Raw genomic sequence first — 15,923 nt, 5'->3', positions numbered from 1 at the left:
CTTCCTACGGAATCCGGCCCGGTTTCGCGAACCTGCCTCGGCGCCCACGCTTCGGAGGCCTCGACAATCGTGCGTCCACGCCCAACTTCTTGAAATTATTTTGGATTTCAAAGAGCGCGAACCCTCGGCGGAGCGCGCACTGGGGGTGGTTCGCGGGCGACGACTACATGACAAACAACCCCTCGACGTCCAGAGGCCCGCTGGCGCCATGATGCCCCGTCTTCCTCGAGCCATCTTCCGACGGGAACTGGCACCGCTGGACGATGCGAACATTGCGCGGGATGTAGAGCTGCTCCAGGACATGGGGGGATGACAGGCAGATGGACGTCGAGTGCTGGAGATGGACAGCATCGTGCCTGCTGGTGGGGGGGCCACCAGAGGACATCAAGACAATATCGAGGTCACCAGCGAACTGCCCGGTGGATTCGAGGACCGAGTCGGGGCGCTGGAGGAAACGCTTCAGCGCGCGGAAAGACAAGTCAGGTCCGGAAGCTTGGGCAGAGGGCCGCGCGGCGCAGCCAGAGGGGACGTGGGCAGAGTCGCGGTGGGGCCACCGGGCCCCTCATGCCAGACACGCGCACGCGATGCCGAGGAGAACGTGAGCGACTTCAATCATATTTCGACGCCCGCGGCGCATGGGCTTTCGTGCTCATCCGCCACGGGTCTCACTCGCTGACAGGGCCGCTACACCGCCCCTGAACCGCAGCGCGGCGGCTCGGGGGAGGGCGTCGCGCTCAGAGCTTCTCCTCTAGCGAGACGCCTTCTGGGAGCTTGTCGTGCGCAATGTCGACCACGTAGTCGGCATACTGGCGTGCGGGCGCTTCAGCGTTCCGGCGCCGGACGTGGATCAGGTCGAACAGCCGGTGCGCCGGCGCGTTGCCGAGCGCGCTGCTGTGCTTGAACACGAGCAGCTTCCGGGTCGCCATCTCGCCGCGCGCGGCGGAGCGGTCGTGCTCGAACATGTTCGTCAAGCTGCGCCAGAGCAGTTCGAGGTCCTCCCCGGAGAACCCCGTCCTCTCTGCCAGCTTGGCGGAGATGAAGCCATGCGCGCGATAGAGGCCATAGGGCACGAGGTGCTTTCGCCCCATGGTGCGCTCCTTCTCCGCATCTTTCTCGTTCGTGACCGCCATGCGGGTGATGGACGCCTCCAGCGGAACGATTGGATCGATGGAGCTGGCAAAGCCCATCTGCACGGGCCCCCGCACCTGGCCGCAGTTGACCTCCGTGGTCATGACCGCGCCGAAGCACCGGACGTCGAAGAAGTTGGCGCACATCCAGCGCGTGAGCGCGTCCGCCTTCTCCTTCTCCTTGGGGAGCTTCTTCGCCACTGACTCAAGGTTCTCCGCCTTGTAGGCCTTGGCGTGCTGCGCGTTGAGGATGGCCTTCTCCGCCATGTAGATGGCGAAGCCCGTCTCGGAGCCCTTCTCCAACTCCACGTAGTTGCGCACCTTGCGCTTCAGGGAGACGTCCGACACCAAGCCCTGGTTGGTCTCCGGGTCCAGCCTCGGCAGGTTGCCCGCGTCCGGGTCTCCGTTCGGATTGCCCTTGATGACGTCGAACAGCAGCACGAACTCGTAACGGTTGGTGATGGCGCCCATGTCACTCCCCCTCTTCCTGGTCGATATCGGTGGTGGCGGCGGTGTCGGCCTCGGACGTGGCCGCTTCGCTCGCCGGACGGCGATAGCACTTCTGCTGGTAGTAGCCGATGGCGAAGCGGCCCTGGTCCCCCAGCCGCAGGCTGGGAGGAAAGGTGGAGTCCAGGCCGTCCACGATCTGCGCAATCTCTTGTTCGAGTACGAAGGCGAGACCGGGGCTGCTTTTCCTGACGTTCGCGAAGTGGTGGGTGGCGCCGCGCAGCAGGAGAGGGAAAACGCTGGCCGGAGTCGCGGAGGCGGAGCCGTAATATCGCTCCCGGATGGTGGCGTTGATGTTGCGGCCCAGGGCGGCACGCTGGAGGTTCTCCAGCGCCGCGAAAAGCCGGCCGAGCCGGTAGCCAGGATTGCGCTCTTCGGGATCGAGACCCACGGGTGTTCCCCCTTCACTGTGTTGATGGACGCCCTTGCGCGCGTCGCGCACAAGGCACATGCGGCAGATGGCGGCCCGTAGGCCAATGGACGTGAGGTTGACGTCGCGGTCGGCGCGCATGCGCATGACGACGTTGGCCAGCAGACTGCCTGGATAGCGCTGACCTGTGAGGATGGCGCGCATCAGCTCGCCAGCGAGCTGCGGCGGGACGTTCTCGCTCTTTCCGAGCGCCGCGGTTTCGCGCAACAGCAACCATGGGGACGGAGCCGGGTGGGGCGCGGGCTCCAACCGCAGGTCGTGATAGTGCTCGACGAAGCGCTGGCCGAGCCGCTCCAGGGTATCCGACATCCAGAAGCGCACGGACAGCCGCGCGGCGTTCGGCGCGAGACCGAGCACGTAATAGCGCGTATCCGGATGAAGGTTTGGATCAATGCTTGCCAACGGTCGGCCGCTGGCGAAGGTCTCCAGCACCGAGCCCAGCTTCGCGGTCTCCTCCGCCTCGTTCGGAGGCTGGAGCAGGACTGAAAACAAGCCGATGGCCGCATCGGTCGCCTCCACGCTGGGCGCCTCGGCCCAGAAGACCACGGTGGCGTCGCCGATTTGCAGCCGCTGCCGGTTGTGTGGAGCTCTCCGCAGCAGGTGGTTCAGGGCGGTGGTGTAGGCAAACGCAGCGTGCCGCGAGATGGAGGCGTTCGCGTTTCCCTTCTTGCCATAGGACTCGAACGCCGAGATGTTGTAGGAGACGAGGTAGGCGCCCGCGGTCTGGGCTCCGTTGACCTCACGGATGACGGGGTGCCCGTCCGCCAACGGTTCCTCAGTACCGTATACGAGGCATTGTCCGGGGCGCGCCTCCCCCTTCCCGAGCGTGGCCGTCCACAAGGCGCGAGCCTCTGGCTTTTCATGCAGGTAGGAGTGTTCACCGTCCATGCGGAACACGAAGTTGGCGTCCAGGGCTTCTTCGGTGAATCCGGGCAGTTCGCGGAAGCGCGAGGGCCTCCAGGCGTCAACGAATGCGAGATAGGCACGCAGGTCGGGGTCGGTCGTGTCTTTCAACACCTCGTGCTGGCGTTGTTTGAAGGCCGCGTGCTCATCCTTTGTGCGCTTGTCTTTGCCCGCGGTGACGCCGAAGGCATAGGCGGTCTTGTCCCACAGCACGAAGGGCAGGATGCCCGAGGTGCGCGTCTTGTTGGGATCCGTGGGAACCGGGAGGAGGCGCGGACGCGGCTTCTTGCCCTCTTGGTGGCGCAGGTCGCGGAGCTCCACGGGGGTGCCGTCCGTCGCGAGCACCAGCTCGAAGCTGATCTTCTCTGCGCTGAATCCATGTTCTGGCACCTCGCCGCGCTCGAACAACTGGAGGTACAGACGGCTGAGCGCTTCCATCATCATGCGCGCACCTCCTCGCTGTCCCAGGGGGGCACGTCGATGGCGCCGTGGTGCATCCGTGCACGGAAGAAGCGCGGCGTCATGCCATGGGCATGGTCGATGTCGAGCAGCATCCAGCCCAGGTCGCGCTCACCGGCCAGTTCATCAGCGGGAGCTGGCAGTGGCGCATCCTGTTCGAGCAGGGCGAAGCTGGCGGGAAACTCGCGCGTACCCAGGCAGGGCATGTGGAAGCACTGGCCCTGGCGCGCCCTGCGGTTGAACATGTCCAGGTGCTTGCCGGCGTTGTCGTCCTCGGTGGCGCGCGCGGTCAGGTCGAAGTGCGCCTCGATGACGTAGTCCACGTCACGCAGCACGGTGGCGGCCCGCTGCTGCCGGATGTCCTCCACGTAGAGCTTTGCTGCGCGCGTGCTCCCGGCCTTCATCGCCTTGGCGACGTTGCTGGCGGAGAGCTTCTCTTCCACTTCGTTCCGGCGGATTGACTCGAAGCGGATGGGCTTGAGGACGTGGAGTCGGTCGATGCGCCAGCGGATCGCCGGCTTCCAGTGGATGGCCTCCAGGATGCCCCGCGCCGCGGAGGGGGTGATGACGTCGTAACTCACTCGCTCCACCTTGAGCTCGGGGCGGGTGAAGCACGCCCGGTCGCCCCAGACCCGCAACCTGATGCCGTAAGCCATCCTTCCCCCTTGGGTGCGCGGCGCCGCGGGGATGCCCTGCGGCTGTCTTCCGCCACTCATATCATGAGATTGCTGGGGTCGATGAATGTCGGGGCCTCCCAACTCAACCCATACGCCTCATGATAGAGTTCTGGCTGCCTCAACAGCATGAACTGCCGACCGAAGCGCGCCTCCTCGAACGGTTGGACCGCGCCGGCCGCGCAGAGCCCATTCAATGCACAGACAGGCACCTGCACGGTGTAGCGTTGCAGGACGCGCGCGCTGGCTCCCACGAAGCCGCCGCGCGTTAGCGCCGCAAGGGACTCGGAGAACTCAGGTGGCTCCTCACGGGTGCCCGGAAGCCAGGGGACGATGACTCGCTGCTGGTGGCTCTCAATCATGCGGAACTCACGCGCCACCTTCTCGAACGGCAGGTTTGTCTTCAGCCCCGCGAGCATGCTCAGGATGCCCTTGCCGTCGAGCCGCGAGTCGGCGCCGTCGCGCCGCCAGTAGAGCAGCCGGAAGTAGGCGTCGAGGGCCTCTGGTGCCAGCGGGTCGTCTCGGAAGCGCGGCTGGCGCAGGATTTCGCTCGCGGTCTCGGCGTACTCGCGCAGCTCGCGGGGCGGGGCAGTGCCCTGGCTCACCGGGCGGAAGACAAGGACCTGGCTCGCGCTCCAGTCTCGCTTGCCCTCGCGATTGCAGCGTCCGGCAGCCTGGGCAATCGAGTCCAGGCCCGCCTCGGCGCGCAGCACGAGGGGGAAGTCCACATCCACCCCTGCTTCGACGAGGGAGGTGGCGATCAGTCGGCATGGGCGCTCTTCGCGGAGGGCTGTGCGTACCGTGTCCAGCACCTCGGAGCGGTGCCTGGAGTACATCAGCGTCGTCAGGTGCCACGCGCCGGGCTGGTCGCTGATGGCCTGGTACAGATGTCTGGCGTGGACCCGGTTGTTGACGATGCACAGCACCTGGGGATGCGCTCGCAGGTGTTCGACCAACTGCTCGTCGGTGGTCTCTCCCTGGTGGTGCACGCGCACACGGCGCAGCCGGCGATGGAGTTCGGCCGGAGCGGGGGCGATCTCGCGCTCGGGGCGGTCGGGGAGGCCGCCCGCGAAGCTGCGGACCGGGTCTCCGGTTTCCCACAGCGCAGGCTGCGTCGCGGTGCAGAGCACCACGCTGCTCCGATAGTTTCGGGCCAGCTCGTCCAGTGCTGCCACACAGGGGCGCAGCAGCTTGAGCGGCAGGGTCTGCGCCTCGTCGAGCACGATGACGCTGTTGGCAATGCGGTGCAGCTTGCGGCATTGCGAGGGACGGTCCCCGAAGAGACTCTCGAAGAACTGCACGGCGGTGGTGACGACCACGGGCGCGTCCCAGCCCTGCATGTCGAGCTGGCGCTTGTCGCGCGCGCGCTGGGTCTCCAGCACGGCGTCATCGAAGCCGCTGTGGTGCTCCAGCACGGCGTCGCCGTGAGGAGAGAGTGCTTTGCGGAACACCATGGCGGTCTGCTCCACGATGCTGGTGTAGGGGATGACGTAGATGACGCGACGCTTGCCGTGATGCGCGGCGTGTTCCAGCGCGAAGCTGAGTGACGCGAGCGTCTTGCCGCCCCCAGTGGGCACGGTCAGCGAGAACATCCCCGGGGGAGTTGGCGCATGCGTGCGCGCGCGTGCGAGCACCTCGGCGCGCACGCGGTTGACGTCACTGTCCGGGATGTCCATGCGCGCCATGTAGTCGCGCAGCAGGTCTCGCAGCTCGGGGAGCGTGACGGCGTGGCCGCGCTCCAACTGGCGCTTCTCCACCCTGGCGTAGAACGCCTCTGTGTCCAGGTAGTCGGCGTCGACCAGACAGGAGAACAGCATCCGGACGAAGAACGCCAGGGTGAAGCCCGGTGCCTGGGGTTCCCGGAACGTGAGCGGAACGTTGGGTAGCGCGGAGGGCAGCGCCAGCACCGCCTCCCAGCCCGGCAGGAGCTGCGATCTGTCTGACTCGAGCCGCTCCTCGAGCGAGCGGCGGCTCTGGTTCGCTCCGGGGAGACCATTCGCCAGGCCCGCGTGGTGACCGGCAATGGCATATGCGATCAGCCGGCCCACGGACCCCCACCGCTTCACAGCTTCGACGGCGCCAGCGGTCGAGTGGTCGACCCGGAGCGGCTTCCCCTCCAGGCGCCCCTCCTGGAATGGACGCTGGTTCTTGCCCAGGTCGTGCAACCGGCCGCTCACCTCGCCATAGGCAGCAGCGCCGAACGCGGCGGCGAAGTCCGCCGCGAGCCGCCCCGTTTCGAGCAGATGTTCCGAGAGCCGATGCCAGTCCCGGCGGTCGGCATTGGCTGTCGAATGCGCAAATCCATTCATGGGGAGAGGGGATGCCGTCTGGTGACCGATGGCGGGCGTTCTCCTGAACACCTCGGCGTCGCGGGTGGCCCGCTTTGAAGACAGAGTTTAGCGCGAAGCAGCTTGAGCTCAACGGGGCGGACAGCGGGAGCGGGTGGCTGCGTTTGATGAAGGTGGCCCCACGCCAGCAGGAGCCACCCAGTCGTATGGGGCACGGCACCCGCGCGGCGCAGTGCGCTCACGATGCCTGCGGCGAACGTGAAGAGGTCGAGTGCGGCCGGGACCAAGCTCGCGCCGACCTGGAGCACGCCGGGCATATTCATGCAGCGCTGAGGGCAGAGGTGACCGATCTCAAGGGCCAGTTGCGGCGGGCCACGGAGAGCGCGGAGTATGAAGTGGAGCGGACGCGGCGCTGGACACCGCCTGGACGCCTGCCGGTGAGAATTTGCAGTGGGAGTTGCGGAGCGCGTCAGTCGCGCCCCCAATGCAGTTCATGGCTCGTCTTCGAGATCTTCGAGCTGACTTTCGGCTATCTCGCGGTAATGCGGCACCACTTCGACGGCGAGCACATCCCGCATTTCCTGGCGGGCGCTGTCCAGGTTCCCCGACAGCCGGTAACGCTTCGCCCGATAGAGCGCATCCGTGAGTCTGTCTGAGCCTTCCTTGATGCGCCTCGCGCACTCCAGCAGGAGCGCTTCGGCTGTTTCGACACCGGCGATGGCGAGCGCCGAGTCAGTCTTGCTGATACCGACCTCAGAGGCAGTGCGCTCCAGGAGCTCCCGTACTTCGTTCGTCAGCGTCAGCCGTTCTCCGGCACGCACGCGGCGTGCGAGGGCTCGCACCGGTGTCCAGTCAAGGTCATCGGACATGACTATCTCACCCTCTTCTTCTTGGGCCGGAAGCACTGGTCTGTAGGCCATTCCTGTTGGCCTTCGCAGTAGCGGAGGCAGTCGTAACAGGAGCCCGTCCAGCCATCGTCCTGGCAGTCGCCATAGTTCCGAATGCAGCGGCGCTTCCATTCGGGCAGTGCCGCGTTGTGGGAGTCGTCCGATTCGGCGGATGCATTGTCCGCTGCTTCCATGGCCATCTTGACGCCCGCCATGTGTGAGGCGGCTTCGCCCGCCGTGAGGCCGCACGCTTCGGGCATGCCCGGGTTGCGCTGGATGCAGCACGTGACGGTGTCAGTGCAGGTTGCCATCGCGTAGGCGTCGCGACGGCCCGCCGCTCCGGTGGCGCTGCTGGAGCAGCCCAGCATGGCAACCGCCAGGAGGCACCATAGGGAAAGGACATTGCTCAGCTTTGGCATGCCTGGGCTTGCCCCGGCTTCATGGACGAGCTCCACCTTAACACTGCTGTGTCAGGGGGAGGCCGAAGGGGAGTGTGCAACGAAGGGCTGGGCGGGCGGGGGCAAGTGCCGAATCGTGTGTAGGAGTCGGTCCGGATGCGTGCGGCCTCTCCGTTGCGCACGGGGCCACCGGTGCGCGAGGGTGTTGCCCGGGGGACATGGTGCAGGGCGGGCCAAGGAGCGACGGCTTGTTCCGGGCCGCCCCCACCTCCCGGGGCCGGTCGTTCGAGCCCCCAGGGGCTGGGGGACGCTCTCGCCTTGAGTGCGCTGTTGCACCCTGGTATCCGCAGGGCCCGCAGAGCCCTCACTCCACCTTAAGCAGGAAGGCCCAGATGGCCCAGAATTTCATCTTCACGATGCAGGACCTGCGCAAGGTCAAGAACGGCAAGGAGATCCTCAAGGGCATCTACCTCTCGTTCTTCCCCGGCGCGAAGATTGGCGTCATTGGCCCCAACGGCTCCGGTAAGTCGACGCTGCTGCGCATCATGGCGGGCGTGGACACGGAGTTCTTCGGGGTCGCCAAGCCGGACCCCAGCGCCAAGGTCGGCTACCTGGCGCAGGAGCCACAGCTCGACGCCTCGCTCGACGTGAAGGGCAACGTGGAGCTGGGCCTGAAGGAGATTCGCGCCACGCTGGACCGCTTCAACGAGGTCAGCGCGAAGTTCGCCGAGCCCATGAGCGACGCGGAGATGGAGAAGCTGCTGGCCGAGCAGGGCCGGCTGCAGGACGCCATCGACGCGGTGAATGGCTGGGAGCTGGACCGCACCATCGAGATGGCCATGGACGCGCTGCGCCTGCCGCCGGGCGACGCGGACGTGACGAAGCTGTCCGGTGGTGAGAAGCGCCGCGTGGCGCTGTGCCGCATCCTGCTGGAGAAGCCGGACCTGCTCCTCCTGGACGAGCCCACCAACCACCTGGACGCGGAGAGCGTCGCGTGGCTGGAGCAGGCGCTCAAGGAGTACAAGGGCACCATCGTCTGCATCACCCACGACCGGTACTTCCTGGACAACGCGGCCGAGTGGATTCTGGAGCTGGACCGCGGCGAGGGTGTGCCCTGGAAGGGCAACTACTCCAGCTGGCTGGAGCAGAAGCAGAAGCGCCTGGAGCTGGAGGAGAAGTCGGAGAGCCACCGCCAGAAGACGCTCAAGCGCGAGCTGGAGTGGGTGCGTGCCTCCCCGAAGGCCCGTCAGGCCAAGAGCAAGGCGCGCATCGCGGCCTACGAGGAGCTGCTCAACCAGACGCAGGACAAGCGCGACGCGACGGGCGAGGTCATCATCCCGCCCGGCCCGCAGCTCGGGGGGCTGGTGGTCGAGGCCAAGGGGCTGCGCAAGGCGTACGGCGACCGGCTGCTCATCGAGGACCTGAACTTCAAGCTTCCGCGCGGTGGCATCGTGGGCGTCATCGGTCCCAACGGCGCGGGCAAGACGACGCTGTTCCGGATGATGACGGGCGTGGAGAAGCCGGACGAGGGCGAGCTGAACATCGGCGAGACGGTGAAGCTGGCCTACGTGGACCAGAGCCGCGACGCGCTGGACGGCGACAACTCGGTGTTCCAGGAGGTGAGCGGCGGGCTGGACCACCTGGACCTGGGCAAGGCGGGGCAGGTGCCCAGCCGCGCGTACCTGGCGGGCTTCGCCTTCAAGGGACAGGACCAGCAGAAGCGGGTGAAGGACCTGTCCGGTGGTGAGCGCAACCGCGTGCACCTGGCGAAGATGCTCAAGAGCGGCGGCAACCTCCTGCTGCTCGACGAGCCCACCAACGACCTGGACGTGGAGACGCTGCGCAGCCTGGAGGACGCGCTGCTCGGCTTCGCGGGGTGCGCCGTGGTCATCAGCCACGACCGCTGGTTCCTCGACCGCATCGCCACGCACATCCTGGCGTTCGAGGGCGACAGCAAGGTGTTCTTCTTCGAGGGCAACTTCGAGGACTACGAAGCGGACAAGAAGAAGCGCCTGGGCCCCGAGGCCCTGGAGCCGCACCGCATCCGCTACCGCCCGATTACGAAGAGCTGAGCCGCTGACAGTCCGGAGCCACCGTACCGGCAAGGTGCGGTGGCTCGACGGCACTTCACCTCAGCAGGCGTCGATGCACTCCACCGTGAAGAACGGCGTCACGTCCTCGGTGGCGTGGCAGTCCGGGTTCGCGCAGGAGCAGTGCAGCGTCATCACGTACTCCGTGAGCGCCTCGTCATTGTAATACGTGTATGTACACGCCAGCCGGGACGACTGTGCCTCGGCCGTGGGCGTGTAGCCCAGACCGCCGACGACAACGCCAGCGGGGGCCGCCAGCACCGCGAACGTCAAGAGCAGCTTCTTCATGTCACTCTCCTGTGTCAGGGCCGGTATTCCCAGTGCCAGGGCTCGGACGGGACGGTGCGCACGAAGCCGAAGTTCTTCGCGTTGTTGGCCAGCCACCGGTACGTCGAGGTGCCCGTGCCGCCCGTGTTGATGTCCACCGCGATGCCGCCCTGGTGGTTGGAGTAGCCCGGAGCCGCGGCCAGGTTGCCCGTGCCGTTCTTGTACGCGCGGTACAGCGCTTCCTGCTCCGCCATGCTGCGGAAGCCGCTGTTCACCTTCAGGGTGATGCCCTGCGCCCGCGCCGCCGCGTGCATGCGGTTGAACGCCGCCGCCGCGTCCGAGCGCATCTCCTTGCCGTTCGGGACCGGCGAGAGCGAAATCTGCCGCGGCTTCCCGTTCACATAGCCCGTGACGACCCGACCGCCACCGCCACCGCCCGGGTTGGTGACAGGGCCCTTCACGTTGATGCCCAGCTTGTCCCACGTCTTGGGACCGACGATGCCGTCCGCCACCAGACCGCGGGACTGCTGGAAGGCCTTCACCGCCGACTGGGTCTTCGGACCGAACACGCCATCCGCCGTGCCCGACTTGAAGCCCAGCACGTTGAGCCGCTGCTGGAGCGCACGCACCGGCTCACCCCGCGCGCCATTGCGCAGCGTGGGACCCGAGCCGCCCGTTCCGCCCGCCGAGTTGAGCGCGTTCCACGTCTTGGGACCGACGATGCCGTCCACCTGGAGCCCACGCGCACGCTGGAAGGCCTGCACCGCCGACTGCGTCTTCGGACCGAACACGCCATCCGAGGCGCCTGGATTGAAGCCCGCGGCCCTGAGCTTGTTCTGGAGTTGCGTCACGGCCGCGCCGCGAGCGCCGCTGCGCAGCGTGGGCGAGGCGGAGCGAGACGCGCTGCTGGACGCAGCCGCGGAGGTGCGGGCAATGGCTACCATGGGGGGCTCTTCCCTTGAAAGAAGAATGGAGTTGGAGCCATTTTCCCAACCGCTCAGAGAAAGTTGCCTGGGATTCCGTCAAAAACGCGTGTCAATCCAAGCGCGCGCTCATGATTGAGCTGTGTTTCGTGGCGTGACAGAAAATTTGCGCCAAGGTGACAGTGGACAGATGGGATTTGTGGCATTCATTGTTGTGGAAATATTCTGCCTTCGCCGTCTTGTTTGTGATTGGCTGACGCGTCAGGGGGGCGGTGGAGTCGCATGTTGGGCGCCCGGGACGCACCCCTGGTGTGGCGCCGCATGCGCAAGCCCCAGGCACCCAACCCGGCGGCCGAGCGAGCCCTGGGGAAACCCCCGTCACGGCCGTTTCATAGAGAAAATCTCAGGTTCCTGAAGGAACAACCTTGGGAAGTGCCCCGTCGGAAGGCTGTTCTAGTCGGGTCGGGACAAGAAGTGGCCGACGAAGCTTGCATTCGTCCCACCCTGCTGAATGTTGTCCCCAAGGTTTTTTCTAGGGAGAGAGAGACTCATGAAGGGAAGCTTCGCCAAGCGCATCACACTTTTCGTCCTGACCAACCTCGCGGTGGTCGCGATGCTGGCGATCGTCGGACAGCTCATCGGGGTGGAGAACCTGCTCGCCCGCCGCGGCGTGGGGCTGAACCTTCCGGGCCTGCTCATCATGGCGGCGGTGATGGGCTTCGGCGGCGCCATCTTCTCGCTGCTCATCTCCAAGCCCATGGCCAAGTGGAGCACGGGGGCGCAGGTCATCACGTCGCCGCGTTCGGAGGACGAGCGCTGGCTGGTGGAGACGGTGCACCGGCTGGCCCGCGACGCGGGCATTGGCATGCCCGACGTGGCCATCTACGACAGCCCGGACATGAACGCCTTCGCCACGGGCGCCAGGCGCAACAGCGCCCTGGTCGCGGTGTCCACCGGCCTGCTCCATGGCATGAAGCGGGACGAGGTGGAGGCCGTGCTCGGTCACGAGGTGGCCCACGTGGCCAACGGTGACATGGTGACGCTCACGCTGCTCCAGGGCGTGCTCAACACCTTCGTCATCTTCCTCAGCCGCGTGGTGGGCTTCTTCGTGGACCGCTTCCTCAGCCGCTCCGAGGATGGCGAGGAGAGCGGCGGCTCGGGGCCGGCCTACTTCATCACCAGCATCGTGCTCCAAATCGTGTTTGGCATTGGCGCCAGCATGATCGTGGCCTGGTACAGCCGCCGGCGTGAGTTCCGCGCGGATGACGGGGGCGCGCAGCTGGTGGACCCGGGCGCCATGGCGCGGGCGCTGAACCGGCTGCGCATGCAGCAGGGGGAGCCGGCCATGCTGCCGTCCAACATGCAGGCGTTCGGCATCCGGGGCGGCGGGATGATGGCGCTCTTCTCCAGCCACCCGCCGCTGGAGCTGCGCATCCAGCGCCTGATGGACGGCAGCTGGAAGCGCTGACGCGAGCGCGGTGGTCGTCACCCCGGCGCATGTCACGAACAGGTGACATGCGCCGGGCTGTTCTGTGACGCGGCGACGGGGCCTGTGACGGTGAGGCAAAAACGAGGGCCCGTGCGTTGCGGTCGTTCATTCCGTCCTGTAACGGGACTGCAAACTCGAGTTCGTGCGCGCTTTCGCGCGCTGCTGGCAGTTCCGCGCCGTCATGACCCCCACTGCTTCGTTCCGCGCTGCTCTCCAGGTCTTGTTGTCCGGCTCCGCGCTGCTTCTGGCGCCCCTTGCCCACGCGCAGCAGGACGAGGCCGCGCCCTCGTCCGCCACCGAGCAGCCTCCCGCGTCAGCGTCCACGCCGACGCCGGTTCCCGAGGCGGCGATGCCCGAGTCGGAGGCGAAGCCCGAGGCGAAGAAGGAGGAACGGGCCTGGTACGACCGCATCCGCATCCGGGGCTATACGCAGTTCCGCTACAACCGGCTGCCCAGCTTCCGGGTGAATGACGAGCTGATCAACGACCAGGGCGACCGCTTCCTCGGCAAGAACACCGGCTTTGGCATCCGGCGCGCGCGCCTCGTGCTGTTCGGTGACGTCCACGACCGCGTGTCCATCTACCTCCAGCCGGACTTCGCGTCGGTCATCGGGGACCAGTACAACGTCACCATCATGCGGGACTGGTACGCGGACATCTTCCTGGACGCGAAGAAGGAGTTCCGTCTGCGCGTGGGCCAGTCGAAGGTGCCGTTCGGCTTCGAGAACCTCCAGTCCAGCCAGAACCGCCTCGCGCTGGACCGCAACGACGCCATCAACAGCGGGCTCAAGGACGAGCGCGACCTGGGCGTCTTCTTCTACTGGGCGCCCGACGAAATCCGGAAGCGCTTCAAGTTCCTCGTGGACAACAACCTGAAGGGCTCCGGCGACTACGGCGTGGTCGGCCTCGGCGTCTTCAACGGTCAGACGGCCAACCGCGCCGAGCGCAACGACACGCCGCATGGTGTCGTTCGCGTCACGTGGCCCTTCCTGTTCGGCTCGCAGTACGTGGAAGCGGGCGTGGGCGGCTATTACGGCCGCTTCAATCTCAATGCCTCGCCGCGTGACGGCGCGCCCTACGCGCTCGCCCGGGGCTCCGACATGGTGGACGCGCGCGCCATCGTCAGCCTGGTCATCTACCCGCAGCCGCTGGGCCTCCTGGCCGAGTTCAACCTGGGCCGCGGTCCCTCGCTGGGCGAGGGGCCCGTCGAGGGCCTGCTCATCGACAGCCGCCGGCTCCGGGGCGGCTATGCGCAGCTCATGTACAAGCTGGACGGCGTGCTGGGCGTGTCCCTCATCCCCTACATCCGGGGCACCCTCTACGACGGCGGCAAGAAGTTCGAGACGAACGCGCCGCTCTACGACGTGCGGGAGCTGGAGATGGGCGCCGAGTGGCAGCTCAACAAGGCCCTGGAGCTGACGGGCACCTACCTCATCTCGGACCGCACCTCGTCCCGCTATCCGTATATCCAGGAGCAGGGACACGTGACGCGCATCCAGCTCCAAGTCAATTATTGAGCAAAGCTGGATGCTGCCGGGGGACTGTCACAGTCCTGTGACTGGTGCGGCGCGTCAGGGTTTGTTCATGCGTGCTGGATTTGAACACCCTGGCTGTTGTTTGGCGGCTTGCGCAACTTTCGGATATTGATCCGGAAAATCATGGAGGCGTCTGACTTACTTCGCCCCCATGGAGCCGCTGATGACGGGTAGCAACTCCTATCGAATCCGCCAGGGTGATTCGCTCAGCGCCATCGCCCGGCGCAACAACACGACGGTTGATGCGCTGGCGCGAGCGAACAACCTCCAGAGCCCGGACCGCATCATCGCCGGGAAGACCCTGATCATTCCGGGCGCCAACGATGGTTTCGAGGCCCATGCGCCGCGCCCGGCCAACCGGCAGACGGGGACGTCACAGAGCCGTGACAGCTTTGAGCCTGGCACCGCGCAGGGCACCGTGGCGCAGGGCGTCACGCCGGCGGGGACCGCTGGGGTGTCTGGCACCCAGAATGGCTATCGCAACGTCGACCTGACGGCCTTCCGCCAGGGCGGGTCCAACTCCGAGTCCGCCATTGTCGTTGGCACCTCGGAAGGCAACCGCACGCCGAACGGCGGCTTCACGGAGAGCTACGGGGGCCACACCGACCCGGGCAATGCCAAGCACAACCGGGGCTCGTTCTCCTACCAGGGGGGCGGCGCGAGCTCTCCGTCGCACGCGGACGAAATCTGGAACCGCGAGCTGGGCCGCGTCACGCCGCAGTACCAGCGCGCCGCCGAGCGCGCGGGCCTGGACCCGAACAACGCGCTGCTGGCCTCCACCTTCTACGACCTGCACACGCAGTCGCCCCGCGCGGCGCAGAACTTCCTCAAGCGCGAGCTGCCCAGGCTGGCGCAGGACCCGCGTGGCGTGACGCCCGAGGCGCTCGTCGACGCGCGCGTGAATGCGTACCGCACGGACAACGGGCAGATCAGCGCCTCCGGCTTCGACCACAACGAGCAGCGCCTGCGCGCCGACCAGACGCGGCGTGAGACGGCGCTGGTCCGGGCCCTGGACGCGCGCGGCTACCGCGACGGTGGTGGTGCGGTCGAGAACGCGCCCATCCCGCGCCCGCGCCCGGAGAACCTCACGTCGGGCACCACGGCGCTGCCCGCCGAGGTCCCCATCCCGCGCCCGCGCCCGGAGAACCTCACGTCGGGCACCACGGCGCTGCCCGCCGAGGTCCCCATCCCGCGTCCGCGCCCGGAGAACCTCCAGGCCTCCAACACCACCGGGGGCGCGACGCCCACGGACTTGAACGACACGGCGGAGATTGCCCCCGCGGCGGACCGCCCGGCGGTGCAGACGGCCACGCCGTGGGTCAGCCAGTACAACGCGTCGAAGGTGGAGCGCGCCGGTGACAAGGCCTGCTTCCGCGCCGCGGTGGTGATGGCCGCGGGCGCCGGGGCCACCGTGACGGGGCCGGACAACCGCATCCAGGTGGCCACCGGGGATGACCCGAACGGCGGCGTCACGGTGAACGCCGCGGCGGCGCGCCGGGGTCGTGAGTACATCGATGGCCAGCTCGACGCGGGCAAGCCCGTCGTCGTGGGCGTGGACCACCGCTCGGGCCAGAACTCGGACAACGTGGACGGCATCACCGACCACTTCGTGGTGATTACGGGCCGCGGCACGGACGAGCAGGGCCGCACGTACTACACGTTCCACGACCCGGCGACGAACCACCAGCAGCGCGGCGCGGACACCAACCCGAACAACCGCTTCTACGTGGACCAGGACACGGGCAACCTCTACCGGGAGGGGCCCACCACGGGCAACGTTGTCCAGCGGCACTTCGAGGTGTCGATGGTCCGGCCGAACGCCTAGTCGTTCCGCTGAGTGATGGGCAGGGGGTTGGGGAGCCCGGATTCCAGGCGCACCCGGGGCGGGGAGGAGTGACTTCCCGCCTCCGGGCGTTCAGTCAGGAACTGGGCGCGGGCGCGCGGCGC

The 15,923-nt window shown here is 67.1% G+C and carries 12 protein-coding genes; 4 read left to right on the top strand and 8 right to left on the bottom strand.

Going from position 1 to position 15,923, the window contains the following annotated elements:
• Positions 1 to 734 precede the first annotated feature (734 nt).
• From cas7c to BLU09_RS05305, 6 genes are all read right to left on the bottom strand, one after another.
• Positions 735 to 1,598, bottom strand: coding sequence for a type I-C CRISPR-associated protein Cas7/Csd2 (gene cas7c, locus BLU09_RS05330; protein WP_090486345.1), 864 nt, complete (start codon positions 1,596 to 1,598; stop codon positions 735 to 737).
• 1 nt (position 1,599) lies between these two features.
• Positions 1,600 to 3,411 (bottom strand): type I-C CRISPR-associated protein Cas8c/Csd1, encoded by a 1,812-nt coding sequence (cas8c, locus tag BLU09_RS05325; protein ID WP_090486341.1) that lies wholly within the window; start codon positions 3,409 to 3,411, stop codon positions 1,600 to 1,602.
• Entirely contained in the window at positions 3,408 to 4,082 is a 675-nt protein-coding gene (gene cas5c, locus BLU09_RS05320; protein WP_090486338.1) for a type I-C CRISPR-associated protein Cas5c, read from the bottom strand. The genes cas8c and cas5c overlap by 4 nt, the downstream gene beginning before the upstream one ends.
• Before the next feature lie 56 nt (positions 4,083 to 4,138).
• Complete coding sequence (locus tag BLU09_RS05315; RefSeq protein WP_090486336.1) at positions 4,139 to 6,409, bottom strand: CRISPR-associated helicase/endonuclease Cas3; 2,271 nt, start codon at positions 6,407 to 6,409, stop codon at positions 4,139 to 4,141.
• A 470-nt stretch (positions 6,410 to 6,879) separates the two neighbouring features.
• Entirely contained in the window at positions 6,880 to 7,257 is a 378-nt protein-coding gene (locus BLU09_RS05310) for a DUSAM domain-containing protein (protein ID WP_090486334.1), read from the bottom strand.
• 2 nt (positions 7,258 to 7,259) lie between these two features.
• Entirely contained in the window at positions 7,260 to 7,694 is a 435-nt protein-coding gene (locus BLU09_RS05305; protein ID WP_090486331.1) for a hypothetical protein, read from the bottom strand.
• A 371-nt stretch (positions 7,695 to 8,065) separates the two neighbouring features.
• Here BLU09_RS05305 and ettA point away from each other — a divergent pair, with 371 nt between their 5' ends.
• Positions 8,066 to 9,745 (top strand): energy-dependent translational throttle protein EttA, encoded by a 1,680-nt coding sequence (gene ettA, locus BLU09_RS05300; protein ID WP_090486328.1) that lies wholly within the window; start codon positions 8,066 to 8,068, stop codon positions 9,743 to 9,745.
• Between the two features lie 60 nt (positions 9,746 to 9,805).
• Here ettA and BLU09_RS05295 read toward each other — a convergent pair whose 3' ends face one another.
• A complete protein-coding gene (locus BLU09_RS05295; RefSeq protein ID WP_090486325.1) occupies positions 9,806 to 10,051 on the bottom strand; it encodes a hypothetical protein in 246 nt (81 codons plus the stop codon).
• Positions 10,052 to 10,065: 14 nt separating this feature from the next.
• A complete protein-coding gene (locus BLU09_RS39830) occupies positions 10,066 to 10,974 on the bottom strand; it encodes a peptidoglycan-binding protein (protein WP_090486322.1) in 909 nt (302 codons plus the stop codon).
• A gap of 529 nt (positions 10,975 to 11,503) precedes the next feature.
• Between BLU09_RS39830 and htpX the strand changes: the two genes are divergently transcribed.
• The 3 genes from htpX to BLU09_RS05275 all read left to right on the top strand — a co-directional run bounded on the left by htpX (position 11,504) and on the right by BLU09_RS05275 (position 15,801).
• The gene (htpX, locus tag BLU09_RS05285; RefSeq protein ID WP_090486319.1) at positions 11,504 to 12,421 is read left to right on the top strand and encodes a protease HtpX; all 918 of its coding nucleotides are present in this window, start codon (positions 11,504 to 11,506) and stop codon (positions 12,419 to 12,421) included.
• A gap of 202 nt (positions 12,422 to 12,623) precedes the next feature.
• On the top strand, positions 12,624 to 13,958 hold the full coding sequence (locus BLU09_RS05280) for a porin (protein ID WP_186818037.1): 1,335 nt from the start codon (positions 12,624 to 12,626) through the stop codon (positions 13,956 to 13,958).
• A 181-nt stretch (positions 13,959 to 14,139) separates the two neighbouring features.
• Positions 14,140 to 15,801 carry a LysM peptidoglycan-binding domain-containing protein gene (locus BLU09_RS05275; protein ID WP_244171428.1) on the top strand — a complete coding sequence of 554 codons (1,662 nt, stop codon included), beginning with the start codon at positions 14,140 to 14,142 and terminating at the stop codon, positions 15,799 to 15,801.
• Positions 15,802 to 15,923 lie beyond the last annotated feature (122 nt).

It is taken from the genome of Myxococcus virescens (genome assembly GCF_900101905.1).
GTDB lineage: Bacteria > Myxococcota > Myxococcia > Myxococcales > Myxococcaceae > Myxococcus > Myxococcus virescens.
This window is presented reverse-complemented; position numbering and strand designations above follow the sequence as displayed.